Annotated in this window: 2 protein-coding genes (1 of these 2 running past the window's edge); both read left to right on the top strand. The window is 75.4% G+C overall.

The genetic code is table 11. From position 1 onward, the window contains the following. On the top strand, positions 1-7,749 hold the final stretch of the coding sequence (locus ACZ516_RS06195; protein WP_469008784.1) for an amino acid adenylation domain-containing protein. Its footprint begins 15,516 nt before the window's first position; only the last 7,749 of its 23,265 coding nucleotides appear in the window; its start codon lies off the left edge, out of view; its stop codon occupies positions 7,747-7,749. Further along, positions 7,746-16,934, top strand: coding sequence for an SDR family NAD(P)-dependent oxidoreductase (locus ACZ516_RS06190; RefSeq protein WP_469008783.1), 9,189 nt, complete (start codon positions 7,746-7,748; stop codon positions 16,932-16,934). Before ACZ516_RS06195 ends, ACZ516_RS06190 begins: the two co-directional genes overlap by 4 nt.

Here is a 16,934-nt window from a genome sequence, read left to right as displayed (position 1 = left end):
GGCACCGGCACGGGCACCGGCCTCGCCCGTGTCCGGCGGGACGCCGTCATCCCGCCCGCACCCGCGCCCGCCGCCCTCCCGGCCCAGGAACTCGACCGCCTGATCGCCCGCCAGGTGCTGCTCCGCCTGTGCGCGACCGGGCTCTTCACCGACGCCCGCACCGAGTCCGTGGACGGAATCGCGCGACACCTCGGCGTCGTCGACAAGTACCGGCGTTGGCTCGACGAGGCCGCCCGGCTGCTGACCGCCACCGGTCTGACGCGACGGCACGGCGACGTCCTGGAACTCGCGGGGGAACGGCCCCCGGCCCACGACGCCGCGTGGGCGGCCGTGCGCGAGCGCTTCGCGACCGACCCCTACTGGGACGCGCAGCTCTCCCTCGTCCAGGAGTGCGTGGAACGGCTCCCCGAGATCCTGTCCGGCGCGCTGCCCGCGACCGACGTGCTCTTCCCCGGCGGCTCCATGGCCAGGCTCACCGCGGTCTACCAGGGCAACGCCGTCGCCGACCGGCTCAACGACGTGGTGGCCGAGGTCACCGCCACGGCGGTGCGCGAACGCCTCGCGCGGGACGCCTCGGCCACCGTCCGCGTCGCCGAGGTCGGCGCGGGCACCGGGGGCACCACCGCCGCCGTCCTGCCCCGCCTCGACCCGTACGCCGACCACCTGGAGTACTGGTACACCGACCTCTCCCCGGCCTTCCTCGACCAGGCCGAACGCCGCTTCGGACCCGGCAGGGACCATCTGCGCTACGGCCGTTGGGACGTCACCGCGCCCGGCGCCGGCGAACGGCTCACCGGCGGCGACTGCGACGTCATCGTGGCGACCAACGTGCTCCACGCCACCCGCGACATCCGCGCCGTCCTGCGCAACCTCGCGGCGGCCCTGCGCCCCGGCGGCGTCCTCGTCGTCAACGAGGTCACCCGCAAGTCCGCCGTCCTCACCCTCACCTTCGGCCTCCTCGACGGCTGGTGGCTCTACGACGACGAGGACGTACGGCTCCCCGGCGCACCGCTCCTGTCCGCGTCCCGCTGGCAGGAGGTGCTGCGCGACACCGGCTACGGCGAGGTGTGGCGGCCGGTCGCCGAGCCGGACGCCTTCGGCGAGGTCTTCGTCGCCCAGCGGGGCCGGGGCGAGGTGGCACCGCCCGAGGGCACGCGTCTGCTCGTACGGCGGTGGGAGCCCGCTCCCGCCCTCGCGGGCCGCGCGCCGGCCGCCGTGGCCGTCCTCGGGGCGGGGCCGCACGCCGCCCGGCTCGCCGACGCCCTGCCCGGCGCCCGCCTGATCGCCTCCGCGGCCGACGTGGACGACCGCTTCGACGCGCTGGTCGACCTCGGCGGGCTCGGCCTCGACGACTGGCTGCCGGTGCTCCAGCGCATGGCCGGACACGAGGCGCTGCTGCTCGGCGTCGGCCCGGGCGACGCCCGCGCCGGGCTCTACCGGATGCTGCAGAGCGAGTACGGGCGCGTCCGCTCCCGCTACTTGGAGGCCGACCCCGCGGACGCGGAGCTGGCGGACCTCGTGGCGCGCGAACTGGCCGAAGGCGGCGACGACACCGAGGTCACCTACCGCCGGGGAACCCGGCAGCGGGCCGTCCTCGAAGCGCTGCCCGCCGCCGTGGGCGCCCCCGTCGACTTCCCCGCGCACGAGCCGCTGCTCATCACCGGCGGCACCCGCGGCATCGGCCTCGCGCTCGCCGGGCACGCGGTCAGGGAGTGGGGCGCGAGGACCCTCGTCCTCACCGGGCGCGAGCAGCTGCCGCCGCGAGCGGAGTGGGAACGGCACGGCTCGGACACCGCGCTCGGCCGCAAGCTCGCCGGGCTGCGCGCGCTGGAGCGCGACGGGGTCCGCCTGAAGGTCCTCTCGCTGCCGCTGGGCGAGGACGCGGGCGCCGTCCGCACCGCCTTGGACGAGATCCGCGGGGAGTTCGGGCCGATCGGCGGGGTGCTGCACGCCGCCGGACTCGTGGACCGGGACAACCTCGCCTTCGTACGCAAGCCGGTCGAGGCCGTGCGCGCGGTGCTCGGCCCCAAGACGGCCGGGGTCGACGCCCTTCTCGACACGCTGGCCGGCGATCCGCTGCGGTTCTGCGTGCTGTTCTCCTCCGTCGCCTCGATGGTCCCCGCCGCGGCCGTGGGACAGAGCGACTACGCGATGGCCAACGCCCACCTGGACGCCGTCGCCCGCCGCGCGCCCCACGGGCTGCCCGTGGTGAGCGTGGCCTGGCCGAGCTGGCGGGGCGTCGGTATGGGCGGTGAACGCCCGGGACCCGGCTACCGGGCCACCGGTCTCGGCGAACTCTCCGAGGCGCAGGGGCTGCGGCTGCTCGACCACATCCTGTCCACCGGGGCGGGCCCCGTCGTCCTGCCGGCGATCGTCGCCCCGGAGTGGACGCCACGGGAACTGCGGGTCCGCGCGGCCAAGAAGCCGGCCCCCGCGGCCGTGCCCGCCACGAACGGCACGGCGCGCACGGGCGGTGGTACGGACGCCGCCGAGCAGGCCGAGGCGTGGCTGATCGGCCTGCTGGCCGACGAACTCGGTTTCGACCGGCTCCGCTTGGCCGCCGACGTGCCGATCTCCGACTACGGCACCGACTCGATCATGATGGTCCAGATCCTGCGCAAGGTCGGCACCGAACTGGACGTCGACCTCGACCCCTCGGTCCTCGTGGACCACCCCACCGTGGAGTCCTTCGTCGGCTGGCTCACCACCCATCACGGGCGGGCCCTCGCCGCGGCCTTCGGCGACACGGCACCCGAGGCCGCCTTCGCCCCGGCACCCTCGGCCTTCGGCGGCACGACATCCGCCGCCGCCCAGGAGCGCTCCCCGGTCACCGTCACCGTGCCCGCGGAGCGCCACCGGGCGCCCGCCGACGCCCCGTACGACATCGCCGTGGTCGGCATGTCCGGCCGCTTCCCCGGCGCCCCCGACCTCGACGCCTACTGGCGGCTGCTCAGCGAGGGCCGTTCGGCGATCGCCCCCGTGCCCGCGGGGCGCTGGGGCAGCGCCACCGGGTACACTGCGGGCCTGCTCGACCTCGACGGGTTCGACCCCGGCCACTTCCACCTCGCCGACGCCGACGCCGCCGCCATGGACCCGCAGGCGCTGCTGCTCCTCGAAGAGACGCTGTTCGCGCTCTGCGACGCGGGCTACGCCCCCGACGAGGTGAAGGGCCGCGACATCGGCGTGTACGTGGGCGGGCGCACCCGGCACGCCCCGGACGAGACCACCCTCGCCCGCAGCCGCAACCCCGTGGTCGCCGTCGGCCAGAACTACCTGGCCGCCAACCTGTCGCACCACTTCGACCTGCGCGGCCCCAGCACGGTCGTGGACACCGCCTGCTCCTCCGCGCTCGTGGCCCTGCACCACGCCGCCCAGGCACTGCGCTCCGGCGACATCGAGGCCGCCGTGGTCGCCGGCATCACGCTGCTGCCCGACGCCGGCGGGCACCGCCTGTTCGACCGGCGGGGACTGCTCAACACCGGCACGGAGTTCCACGTCTTCGACCGGCGGGCCCACGGCTTCACGCCCGCCGAGGGCGTCGGCGTCCTCCTGCTCAAGCCGCTCGCCGCGGCCGAGGCGGCCGGCGACCGCGTGCACGCGGTGCTCAAGGCGGTGGCCGTCAACAACGACGGCAGGACCGCGGGCCCCGCCACCCCCAACCCGGGCGCCCAGCGCGGCGTCATGGCCCGCGCCCTCGCGAAGTCCGGGGTCACCGCCGACGACGTCACGTACATCGAGACCAACGCGGCCGGCTCCCAGATCCCCGACCTGATCGAGCTGAAGGCCATCGCGGCCGTCTACCGCGACGGTTCCGACAAGCCCTGCTCGCTCGGCTCGGTCAAGCCCAACATCGGCCACCCGCAGTGCGCGGAGGGCATCGCCGGGGTCATCAAGACCGTCCTGATGCTCCGCAACCGCGCCATCGTGCCCTTCCTCAGCGGGCAGCAGCCCCTGGAGCACTTCGACCTCGCCGCGACGCCCCTGCGCTTCGAGCGCACGCTGGTCCCCTGGCCCGACGCCCCGCTCGTCGCCGCCGTCTCCAGCTTCGCCGACGGCGGCACCAACGCCCACGCCGTCCTGGCCGGACGGGAGGCGACAGGGGCCGGGCGCCGCGAGCCGCTGGAGCGCCCGCGCCTCAGGCGGCGCCGCCTGCCCGCCGCCGGCCCCGAGCGCTTCGCGATCATCGGCATGGCCGGGCACTACCCCGGCGCGGACGACCTCGCCGCGTTCTGGACGAACCTGAAGCACGGCAGGGACAGCGTCCGCGAGGTGCCGGCGCGGCGCTGGACGCCGGGGGAGGGGGACGGCTCGCGCTGGGGCGGGTTCCTCGACGACGTCGGCCGTTTCGACGCCGACTTCTTCAGGATCTCCCGTCCCGAGGCGGAGATCACCGACCCGCAGGAACGCTGGTTCCTGCGCACCTGCTGGGAGGCCATCGAGGACTCCGGGTACACCCCCGCCGGGCTCGCCGAGCCCAAGGGGCCGGACCGGCGGCGCGCGGTCGGCGTGTTCGCCGGAGCCATGCACAAGGACTACACGCTGGTCGCCGCCGAGGCGGACGCGCCCGTGCCGCTCAGCCTCAACCAGGGGCAGATCGCCAACCGCGTCTCCTTCGTCTGCGACTTTCACGGCCCGAGCATGACGGTCGACACCCTGTGCTCGTCCTCCCTCACCGCGGTGCACCTCGCCGTGGAGTCACTGCGCCGCGGCGAATGCGAGGTCGCCCTCGCGGGCGGCGTCAACCTCTCCCTGCACCCCGGCAAGTACCGCACCTACGGCGCCGTCGGCATGCACTCCTCCGACGGCCGCTGCCGCTCCTTCGGCGAGGGCGGGGACGGCTACGTGTCCGCCGAGGGCGTCGGCGCGGTCGTCATCAAACCGCTCGCCGCCGCCGAGGCCGACGGCGACCACATCTACGCCGTCATCTCCGGGACCGCCGTCAACCACGTCGGTGCCGTGAGCGGGTTCAGCGTGCCGAGCCCCGTCGGACAGGCCGCCGTCATCTCGGCGGCGTTCGACGCGGCGGGCGTCGACGCCCGCTCCATCGGCTACCTGGAGGCGCACGGCACCGGCACCTCCCTGGGCGACCCCATCGAGATCCGCGGTCTGACCACCGCCTTCGGCCGGCACACCCAGGACCGCGGTTTCTGCGCCCTCGGCTCGGTCAAGTCCAACATCGGGCACGCGGAGTCCGCCGCCGGTGTCGCGGGCCTCACCAAGGCGGTGCTGCAACTGCACCACCGCACCCTGGTGCCCTCCCTGCACGCGGACACCGTGAACCCGCTGCTCGGCCTCGACGAGACGCCCTTCAGGCTCCAGCGCGCCACCGAGGCGTGGCCGGCGCCGCCCGAGGGGCCGCGCCGCGCGGGCCTCAGCTCCTTCGGGGCCACCGGAGCGGGCGCGCACATCGTCCTCGAGGAGTACGTGCCCCTCGCCGACGCCGTGCCGTCCCGCGCCCCCGAAGCACCCGTCCCCGTACCGCTGTCGGCGCGCACCGAGGAGCAGCTGCGGCAGCTCGCCGCGCGGCTGCGGGACGCGCTGACCGACGGCCCGGCCGGGCCGCTGCGCGACATCGCGTACACCCTCCAGGTCGGCCGGGCCGAGTGGCCCGTGCGGGCGGCCTTCGTGGTGCGTGACACGCTCGAACTGGCCCGCCAGCTCGGCGAGTTCGCGGACCACGGGGTGCGTCCGGTGCTCGGTGACGGTGAGCCGCACGAGGTCGCGCGACGGTGGGCGGACGGTTCCGCGGTGGACTGGAACGCCCGCTACGGCGAGGACCGGCCGCGCCGGGTGGCGCTGCCGACGTATCCGTTCGCGGGGGAGTGGCACTGGGTCCCCACGGGCGGGGCCGCCGCCGACGCCCGGGCCGTGGAGGCACCCGTCGAGGCGCCCACCGAGGTGCCCGTCGTGCCGCCGAACGGGCTGCTGAGCGTGGTGCGCTGGACGGAGGCGCCCGTCGCGCCCGCCGCCGGGCCCACGCCCCGCAGGGTCCTGATCGCCGCCGACGATCCGGGGACCGGGCTCGCGGGGGCACTGGCGGCGCACTACAGGCGCGTCGGCGCCACCGAGGTGATCGAACGGCCGCTCGACGACCCCTTCGCCCTGACGGGGACGGCACCCGATCGGGTCTTCCTCGTCAGCGGTCCAGGCCAGGGCGCCGGCGCCGACTCGGCCGGGCCCGAACTGGCCCTGCTGCGGCTGGTCAAGGCCGTCCAGCGACTCGACGGCGCACGCACGGACCTCTGCGTCGTCACCCAGGACACCCAGTTGGTCGCCGGTGAGCCGAGCGCCGCGCACGGCGCGGGCCTGGCCGGTCTCGCCTACTTCGTGGCGCGTGACTCCGGCCGCTTCGCCGTACGCAACCTGGATGTGGCCGGCGCCGACCTGCGCACGCCCGAGGGCCGTGCCGCGGTGGCCGCCCTGGTGGCCGGCGAACCCGCCTCCCCGGCCGCCGACCTGGTGGCGCTGCGGGGCGGGCGGCGCCACCGGCAGCAGACCGCACCGGTGCCCCCGGCCGAGGCCGCCGCACCGGGCCTGCCCGGCATCCGGCCCGGCGGCACCTACGTGGTGGTCGGCGGCAGCGGCTTCGTCGGACGCGTCGTCAGCCGCCACCTCATCGACCGCTACGACGCCAAGGTGGTCTGCGTCGGACGCCGCCCGCAGAGCGACCCCGCGGTGCGCGAGGCGCTCTACGGCGACCGCGTCGGCTATGTGCAGGGCGACGTCACCGACCCGCGCCAGGCACGGCGGGCGATCACCGAGGCCAAGGGGCTGCTCGGCGAGATCCACGGCGTGCTGTTCGCGGGCGCCACCCGCATCACCGGGGCGCCGGGCGCCCTCGCGGACCTCGGCGAGGAGGAGTTCCGGGCCCACTACGAGATCAAGGCGGCGGGCGCGCGGAACGTCTACGAGGCCGTGGCGGACGAACCGCTCGACTTCCTCTGCTACTTCTCCTCGGCCCAGGCCTTCTCCTTCGGCGGCGCGGGCACCCACGCCGCCTACGCGGCCGGCATCACCTCGGCCGACGCCTTCGCCAGGGCCGTCGCCCCCGGCGCCGCCTTCCCGGTCGGCATCGTCAACTGGGGAGCCTGGCGCGCCTCGTTCGGCGAGGCCGCGCGGGACTACCCGACGCTCGGCTTCCTGGACGACGACGAGGGGGCCGCCTGCTTCGACACGGCCGTGCGGCTGCTGCGGGCGGGCCGCCACCGACAGGTCATCGGGATGCGGGCCCCGGCGCCGGTCACGGCTCGGGGCGCGGAGCGGAGCGGGGCCGCCGACGGGCGGCGACCGAGCGGGCCCGTCGCCCACGACCGGCGCCCCGAGCTGCGCGGCCTGCTCGTGGCACGCCTCGCGCGGACCCTGCGGGTGCCGAAGGAGGAGCTGTCGCCCTCGACGGCCTTCGCCGACCTCGGGGTCGACTCGATCACCGGCTCCACCTTCGTCGCGGCCATCGCCGAGGAGCTGGGCATCGAGCTCAACGCGGCCGCCCTGTACGAGTTCTCCTCCGTGGAGCGGCTGGCCGACCACCTGAACGACCTGCTGGCCCCGGCACCCCAGGAGCCACCGGCACCCCACGAACCACCGGCGCCCCAGGAGCCACCGGCGCCATCAGCGCAACCGGAACCGCCGGCGACCGCGCCGGACGACCTGATCGTGAAGTTGGAGGCACGGTTCGCGGCAGGAGAGCTGTCCGCCGCGGAAGTGCTCGACCTGCTCGACGCAGAGCTGGCCACGAGGGAGCAACGATGAGCAGCGCTAACTTCCGCGACATCCTCGACGGGTACGTCAAGGGCGCGGTCGGCGCGGAGCAGGCACGCGGTCTCCTCGACGCGCGCCGCCAGGACCAGGGCGAGGACCGGGACCGGGCGCCGGAGGTGGCGGCCGACGCCGCCGACCGCCCCGACCGTTCGCGGATGCTGGACATCGCCGTGGTCGGCATGGCCGGGCAGTTCCCGGGAGCGCCGGACGTACGCGCGTTCTGGCGCAACCTCACCGAGGGCCGCGTCGGCTACGGCGAGCTTCCCGACCACTACATCGCCCCCGACGACCCGGCGGGCTACCGCTGGGGCGGCGCCCTCACCGAACGCGACCACTTCGACGCGGAGTTCTTCGGCATCCGGGCGCACGAGGCCGATCTGATGAGCCACAACCAGCGGCTGCTGCTCCAGGAGAGCTGGCACGCCCTGGAGGACGCCGCGATCGACCCGACGTCGCTCGCCGGCTCCCGTACGGGCCTGTTCATCGGCGCCGAGCCGACCGGCTACCCGCACGAGTCGTTCACCGGCGCCTCCGACGCCCTGGTGGCCTCCCGACTCTCGTACTTCCTCGACCTGCGCGGCGCCGCCCTCGTGGTCAACACGGCCTGCTCCTCCTCCCTGGCCGCCGTGCACCTGGCCTGCCAGAGCCTGCGGTCGGGCGAGTCGTCCCTGGCGCTGGCCGGCGGCGTCAACGCGGGCCTGGACGCGCGCGGCCTCGACCTGCTCGTGGAGAGCGGCGCGATGTCACCGAGCGGCGAGTGCCGCACCTTCGACGCCGACGCCAACGGCACCGTCTACTCCGAGGCGGTGGCCGTCCTCGTCCTGAAGCGGCTCTCCGACGCGGTGGCCGACGGCGACCACGTCCACGGAATCATCCGCGCCACCGGCATGAACCAGGACGGCGCGAGCAACGGCATCACGGCCCCGAACGGCGCCGCCCAGGAGGAACTGGTCCTCGACGTGTACCGCCGCTTCGGCATCCCCGCCGAGCGCGTCGGATACGTCGAGGCGCACGGCACCGGCACCGCGCTCGGCGACCCGGTGGAGGCCAACGCGCTGGTACGGGCGTTCCGGCGGCTCACCGGTGAGCGCGGGTTCGCCGCCCTCGGCAGCGCCAAGGCGCACATCGGCCACACGGGCGCCCCCGCCGGGGTCGTCGGCATGATCAAGGTGCTGCTCTCGATGCGGTACGGGCGCCTGGTCGGCATGCCGACGCTGCGCGACCTCAACCCGCTGATCGACCTCGCGGACTCCGCGTTCGTCGCCGACGCGGCGGCCGGCCCGTGGCAGCACCCCGACGGCCTTCCGCTGATGGCCGCGGTGAACTCCTTCGGCCACAGCGGGACCAACGCGCATGTCGTCGTCGAGCAGTACGTGCCCGCGCCCGTCGCGGGGCAGGGGCAGGGGCGTCGCGAGGACACGTCGCCGCAGGTCGTGCCGCTGTCGGCGCGTACCCCCGAGCGGCTGCGCGCGTACGCGAAGAACCTCGCCGCGTACCTCGCGGACGCCACCACCTCCGCCTCTGCCGTCGCCGGCCCGTCCGCCGCGCGTGCGGTGGAGCCGGCGCGGGTGTGCGCCGTGGTGGCCGACGTCCTGGGCGTGGACGCCGAGGAGATCGACCCGGACGAGCCCCTCGACTCCTACGGGGTGCGGCCCGAGCAGTTCGGCCGCATCGGCGAGGCACTGGACGCCGGGTTCGGCGGCCACATCGACGGCGATGCCCTGCACGAGGGCAGCACGGCGGCCGAACTGGCGCGGCTGGTCGACGCGGGCCGGCACACCGCCCAGGACGATCGCCCCGAGGGCGCGCCGCCCTCACTGGCCGATGTGGCACGCACCTTGCAGCTCGGACGCGCGGAACTGGCGGCGCGGGCGGCGCTCGTCGTACGGGATCTGGACGAACTCGTCACCGCCCTGCGCGCGCTGGCCGAGGGCACCGAGCTGCCCGACAACTGCTGGCTGGGCGAGGGCGACGGGCGGTCCGACGTCGCGCGGCTGTTCGCCGACGACGAGCTGCGCGAGGCCGTGGGCAAGTGGCTCGAACGCGGCAAGCTGACCCGTGCCGCCGAGCTGTGGGTGCGGGGCGGCCCCGTGGACTGGGCCGTACTGCACCGGGGCGGCACGCCGACGAGGATCCCCCTGCCCGGTTACCCCTTCGCCGAGACCCGCCACGGCATTCCCATGACCCCGGTGGCTCCCGCTTCCCGTCCCGCTCCTGCGCCCACGCCCGCTCCCGCGTCCGTGGCTGCTCCGGTGGCCGTCGCGGCGGCGCCCGTGGAGGAGCCGGTGCCCGCCGGGCGGACGGAGCGGCGTCCCGAGCGGCTGGCGGAGGCGGTGGAGCAGCGGATCGCCCTGATGGCCACGGAGTTGCTGGGCGGCACGGAGGGCGACGGCGAGATCGACCCGGGCGAGCAGCTCGACCGCTACGGCATCGACTCCGTCACCCGCACCCGCCTGAACCAACTCCTGAGCGAGGCGTTCCCGGCAGCGTCCCGCACCCTGTTCTTCGAGTTCGCCAAGGTCGAGGGCGTGGCCGGGCACCTCGTCGAGCGGTTCCCTGATGCCTGCAGGGCGTTCCTGGGGTGGAGCGGGGAGCCGGTGTCCGCGGAAGCGGCCAGCGGGACCGGGCCCGTATCGGCTTCCGGGTCGGACGAAGCCGGCGCGCCCGCGTCGGTCGAGCGCGATGAGGTCACCGCCGCCCCTGCCACCGCTTCGGTGGATGTTGTCGCCGACACCCCCGCCGACGCCGACGCCGACGCCGACACTCCCGCCGACGCCGAGACCGCGACGGTCGTCGATCTCGGCCTCGACGACTTCGACGGTGCCATCGCCGTGATCGGCATGAGCGGCACCTTCCCCGACGCCCCCGACCAGGACAGCTTCTGGCAGCTGCTCATGGAGGGCAGGAGCGCCGTCACCGAGATACCCGGGCGCCGCTGGGACTGGCGCGAGCACTACGACCCGCGGCCCGAGGGCGCCGACGTGGTGCGCAAGAGCCACTCCAAGTGGGGTGCCTTCCTCGACGGGTTCGACGCGTTCGACCCCGCTCTGTTCGGCTTCACCGAGCAGGAGGCCCGCAACACCGACCCGCAGGTGCGCCTCTTCCTCCAGGAGTGCTGGAAGGCCCTGGAGGACGCGGGCCATGCCCCGTCGAAGCTCCCCGCCGACGTCCGGGGCCGCATCGGCGTCTTCGCGGGCGGCGCCAAGCACGGCTTCACGCAGCTCGGCGCCGAGGGGCGCCTGGAGATGCCCCGCACGTCGTTCGGCGACATGGTCAACAGGGTGTCGTTCCAGTTCGACCTCGGCGGCCCGAGCAAGGCCGTGGACACCGCCTGCTCCTCGGCCCACGTCGCCCTGCACGAGGCGGTCGAGAGCCTCCGCTCCGGCCGCTGCGACCTGGCGCTCGCCGGGGCGGTGAACCTCTACCTGCACCCCTCCACGTACGTCGAACTCGCCACGGTGGGGCTGCTGTCCGACCGGGACGACTGCGCGTCCTTCGGCGCCGAGGCCGCCGGGATCGTCCCCGGCGAGGGCGTCGGCGTGGTGCTGCTCAAGCCGCTCCGGCACGCGCTGCGCGACGGCGACCCGGTGCACGCGGTCATCCGCGGCAGCGCCGTCAACCACAACGGCCGCACCATCGGCTTCACCAGCCCCAGTTCCCAGCGGCAGGCCGAGGTGATCCGTGCGGCACTGCGCGACGCCCGCGTGGACCCGCGCACCGTCGCCTACGTGGAGGCCACGGCGAACGGCTCCGAGATCGGCGACGCCGTCGAGATGACCTCCCTCACCCAGGTCTTCGAGGACCGGCGGGACGCGCGCGGGCCGTACCGCATCGGCTCGCTGAAGCCCAACATCGGCCACGGCGAGGCGTCCGCCGGCATGGCGCAGCTCTTCAAGGTCGTCCTCGCCCTGCGGCACCGCACGCTGCCGCCGACCCGGCTGCCCGACGAGTACAACCCGGCCATCGACATCGACCGGCTCCCCTTCGAACTGTCCGACACCCCCGTGCCCTGGGAGCAGGTCACGGTCGACGGCGTCCCCGTACCGCGCCGCGCCGGGATCACCGGCCTCGGCGGGGGCGGCACCAACGCGCACGTCGTCCTGGAAGAGGCGCCCGAGCCGGCCCGCCGCCCCCGGTCCGCCGGGCGCGGTCCCGTCCTCTTCGTCCTCTCGGCGCACACGCGCGAACGCCTCGACGCCTACGCCGACCTCTGGCTCGACTTCCTCGGGCAGCGGCCCGCGGCCGCCCTGGCCGACATCGCGTACACCCTCCAGGTCGGCCGCACGGACCTGACCCACCGTCTCGCCGTCATCGCCTCCGGCGCCGAGGAACTGCGCGGGCACCTGACCCGGTGGCGCCGGGGCCGCCCCGGTGACGCGGTGTTCTCGGCCACGGCCGCCCGGGTGGACGCCTCCGGGCTCGACGCCGCCCTGCGCGAACGCGACCTCGCCCGGGTGGCGGACCTGTGGGTGCGCGGCGCGGTCGTGGACTGGGCCGCACTCCACGCGGACGCGGACGTGGACACGGACGGCGACGCGGCCGGCAGCGGGAGCGGCAATCCCGTACGGGTGCCGGGGCTGCCGACGTATCCGTTCGAGCGCAGGATCTGCTGGGTCGACGCGCCCGCTCCCGCCGCACAGGAGCAGACCCCCGCCCCCGCCGCCACCGAACACCCCTTCGTCACCTCCCGCGTCCAACTGGCCGACGGCAGCAGCGTGTTCAGCGGCGAGGTGTCGCTCACCACGCACCCGTGGATCGCGGACCACGCGGTCTCCGGCACGGTGCTCTTCCCCGGCACCGGCTTCGTCGAGATGGCGCTGCACGCCGGCCGGACGCTGGGCTGCGGACGCCTTGAGGAACTCACCCTCGAGGCCCCGCTCACCCTCACGGAACAGGAACAGGAACAGGAACAGGAACAGGAACAGGAACAGGAATCGGGCGGTGTCCGGCTCCAGCTCGTGGTGGGGGCGCCCGACGCCACGGGCAGCCGGCACCTGGAGGTGCACTCGCGGCCTCTCGCCGACGACGGGGCGGCACAACAGCGGCCATGGACACGGCACGCCGCCGGACTGCTCGCATCGGACGACACCGACGCCGGCGCCTCGGACGACACCGAGGCCGGATTCGCGCGGGAGGCGTGGCCGCCGGCCGGCGCCGAACCGATACCGGTGGACGACTACTACCAGGTGATGGCCGACGCCGGGTACGCCTACGGTCCCGCGTTCCGCGGGCTGCGCGCGGTCTGGCGGCGCGACGACGAGGTCTTCGCCGAAGCCACGCTCGACGACGCCCCCGACGCGGCCCGCTACGGCCTGCACCCCGCGCTGCTCGACTCCGCCCTGCACGCCATGGGCTTCGGCGGCTTCGTCCGGGACGGCGGCGGACTGCTGCCCTTCTCCTGGACCGGCATGCGGTTGTTCGCGGGCGGCGCGGCCTCGGTACGGGTGCGGCTCACCGGCGCCGGTACCGACGCGGTCTCGGCCGCGGTCGCCGACACCGCGGGCAGGCCGCTCGCCGTACTGGAATCGCTGGTGCTGCGCCCGTTCACCGGTACCTCTCGCCAGCCCGAGCCCGTACGAGCCGCCGCCCTGCCCGACGAACTGCTCCGCCTGGAGTGGACGCCGCTCACGCCGGCCGACGCCGCCGAGGGTGCCCTGGCCGTGGCGGGACCGGACGACCTCGGGCTCCGCGAGGCCCTGCGGGACGCGGGCGTCGACGTGGCGGACGAGGCGGAGAACTCGCTGCTCTCCCTGGGCGCCGGACCGGCGGCCGACCTCGCGGCCGGGATGACGGCCGCCACCGCGCGCGCCCTCGACCTCGTGCGGACCTGGCTGAACGACGAGAGCCGGGCCACGGGACGCCTCGTCGTCGCGACCCGGCATGCCGTCTCCACCCACGTCGGCGAGGACGTCGAGGACCTGGCACACGCCCCGGTGTGGGGCCTGCTGCGGGCCGCCCAGGCGGAGAACCCCGAGCGGCTGCTCCTGGTCGACGTGGACGATGATCGGACGTCCGCCGCCGCACTGCCCGCCGCGGTCGCGTCGGCTCTCGCCGCCGGTGAGTCGCAGCTCGCCCTGCGCGCGGGCCGGGCCCTGGTGCCCCGCCTCGTCCCGCTCGGCTCGGACGGCACGCTCGTACCGCCGGGGGACGGCACCGCATGGCGCCTGGACACCAGCGGCGCCGGCACGCTGGAGAACCTCGCCCTGCTGCCCTGGCCCGCCGCCGACGCCCCGCTCGGCCCCGGCCAGGTGCGGATCGAGGTGCGCGCGGCCGGCCTCAACTTCCGTGACGTGCTCGGCGCGCTCGGCATGTACCCCGGCGAGCTGACGCTCGGCGCGGAGGGCGCCGGAGTCGTCCTCGACGTGGGCGCCGACGTGCGTCACCTCGCCGTCGGCGACCGCGTGATGGGCCTCTTCCCCAGCGGCCTCGGCCCGGTCTGCGTGGCCGACGCGCACACGGTCGTGACGATGCCCGACGGCTGGTCCTACGAACAGGCCGCGGCCGTCCCCGTCGCGTTCGCCACCGCCTACTACGGCCTGGTCGACATGGGGGGCCTCAGCTCCGGCGAGTCGGTCCTCGTGCACGCCGCCGCGGGCGGCGTCGGCATGGCCGCCGTGCAGCTCGCCCGCCACCTGGGCGCGGAGGTCTTCGCCACCGCGAGCGAGGGCAAGTGGGACGCCGTACGCGCCCTCGGCGTACCCGAGGACCACCTCGCCTCCTCGCGCGACCTCGGCTTCGAGGAACACTTCCGTGCCGTCACCGCAGGGCGGGGCGTGGACGTCGTACTCGACTCGCTCGCCCGCGAGTTCGTCGACGCCTCACTGCGGCTGCTGCCGCGCGGCGGGCGGTTCGTGGAGATGGGCAAGACCGACATCCGGGACGCGGCGCAGGTCGCGACCGAGCACTTCGCCGTGCGCTACCGGGCGTTCGACATCGTCGACGCCGGGCCGCGCCGCATCGGGGAGATCCTCGCCGAGATCGTCGGCCTCTTCGAGCGGGGCGTCCTGAGCCACCTGCCCCGGCGCGCCTGGGATCTGCGGCGGGCGCCCGAGGCCTTCCGGTTCATGAGCCAGGCCCGGCACGTCGGCAAGATCGTGCTGACCGTGCCGCGCCGCCCGGACCCCGCCCGCACCGTCCTGATCACCGGCGGTACGGGCACCCTGGGCGGCATGCTCGCCCGGCACCTGGTGACCGAGCGCGGCGCCCGGCACCTGCTGCTGCTCGGCCGGCGCGGCCCCGATGCGCCCGGAGCGACCGAGCTGGCCGCCGAACTCCGGGCGGCGGGCGCGGAGGTGTCCGTCGTGGCCTGCGACGTCGCCGACCGGCAGCGGCTCGCGGAGGTGCTCGCCGCCCTCCCCGCCGAGCACCCGCTCGGCACCGTCGTGCACACCGCGGGGGACCTCGACGACGGGGTCTTCGACGCGCTGACCCCCGAGCGGCTCACCCGGGTCCTGCGGCCCAAGGCCGAGGGCGCCCTGAACCTCCACGAGCTGACCCGGGAGGCCGACCTCGCCGAGTTCGTGATGTTCTCCGGCGCGGCCGGCGTCCTCGGCAACCCCGGGCAGTCCAACTACGCCGCCGCCAGCTCGTTCCTGGACGCCCTCGCCCAGCACCGCAGGGCGCAGGGGCTGCCGGGCATGTCACTGGCCTGGGGGTACTGGGAGCAGGCCACGGGCCTCACGAAGCACCTGAGCGAGGGTGACACGGGCCGGATGGCCCGCGGTGGGCTGCTGCCCCTGCCCTCCGCGGATGGTCTCGCCCTGTTCGACCTGGCCCGGGGCGCGGACGAACCCCTCCAGGTCCCCATGCGCCTCGACCTCGCGGCGCTGCGCGCGCAGGCGGAGTCGGGGGAGGGCCACCCGCTCCACCGCGCCCTGCTGCGGGACGCGCCGCGGACGGCCGCGGTCACCGCCGACTCCGCCCGGCCGGACAGGGGCATCGACGGGCTCGCGGATCTCTCCCCGGACGACCAGCTCACGCTGCTCCTCCAGCTGGTGTGCGAGATGGTCGGCTCGGTCCTCGTAACTGACCCGGCCACCATCGGCCCCGACACCGGCTTCGTCGAACTGGGCCTGGACTCCCTGACGGCGGTGGAACTGCGCAACCGCCTCAACCGCGTGACGGGCCTGCGCCTCCCCGTGACCCTCGTCTTCGACCACCCGGCACCGGGACCCCTGGCCGCGTACCTGCGCCGCCGCCTGACGAGCGGGGGCAGGGGCGGCAACCGGCCCAAGCCGACGGGCGAGGCCGCGACCGGGGCGACGGCCGGGGCCGTGGTCGGGGTGACGGCTGAGGAGACGGCCCAGGCACAGCCGGTGGCCGAGCCGGCACCTACCTCGGCACCAACACCCACCTCGGCACCCGCTTCCGCCTCCGCACCGGCCTCCGCCTCTGCCTTCGCACCCGTGCCGCCATCGGCCGAGCCTGCGGCGACGACCCCGGCCCCTGACTCCGCCCTGGCCCCGGCCCCGGACTCCACCCCCGCCCAGGCCCCCGCCCCCGGGCCCGCCCCCACCCCCCTCACCGACCACCCCCTCCTCGCCTCCGCCGGTCTGGAAGACCTCGGCGCCGTGCTCGACTTCGGCTGCCGGGACGTGGCCTCGCTCGTCGGGCTCGCCGGCGCGCACCCCGCGCTCATCGTGCACGGCGTGACCTGCGACAAGGAGCTCACCGACCGGGCCCAGCGGGACCTCGGCCGGCGCGGTCTCGACGGCCGGGTCGGGCTGTTCCACCGGAGCGGGCCGCTGGACCCCTTCCCCGGCCAGTACGACCTGGCGTACGGCATCGACGCCGGCTACCGGGTGCAGGACAAGCAGGCGCTCCTCGCCCGGCTCGACGCGGCCGTCGTGGACGGCGGCCGACTCCTCCTGGCCGACTACCTGTGCACGCTCAGCGGCGACCTCGTCGACCCCGGCGCCGGGATCAGCGTCCCCACCGCCGCCACCTGGGCCGAGGTCTTCGCGCACAACCGCTTCGTGGTCGAGGAGACGCACCCCGACGACTCCGCGGCGCACACCCCCGACCCCGACCTGGCGGAGCCGCTGCGGCGCGGCTGGATCGCACGCCGCCTCTTCCACCTGCGCAAGGCGGCCTCCGGCAGCACGGAGGACCGCCTGCGGACCAACCGGGCACACCTGGCCGAGACCACCGCGCCGCCGCGCGCCCCGCGGAGCTGA

Source organism: Streptomyces sp. NPDC034037, assembly GCF_055575715.1.
The sequence above is the reverse complement of the archived record's forward strand: the minus strand, read 5'-3'. Positions and strand labels throughout refer to the sequence as shown.

Excerpts from the sequence above, each read along its gene's own strand:
- ACZ516_RS06190 (WP_469008783.1), top strand. The coding sequence starts at position 7,746 with ATGAGCAGCGCTAACTTCCGCGACATCCTCGACGGGTACGTCAAGGGC.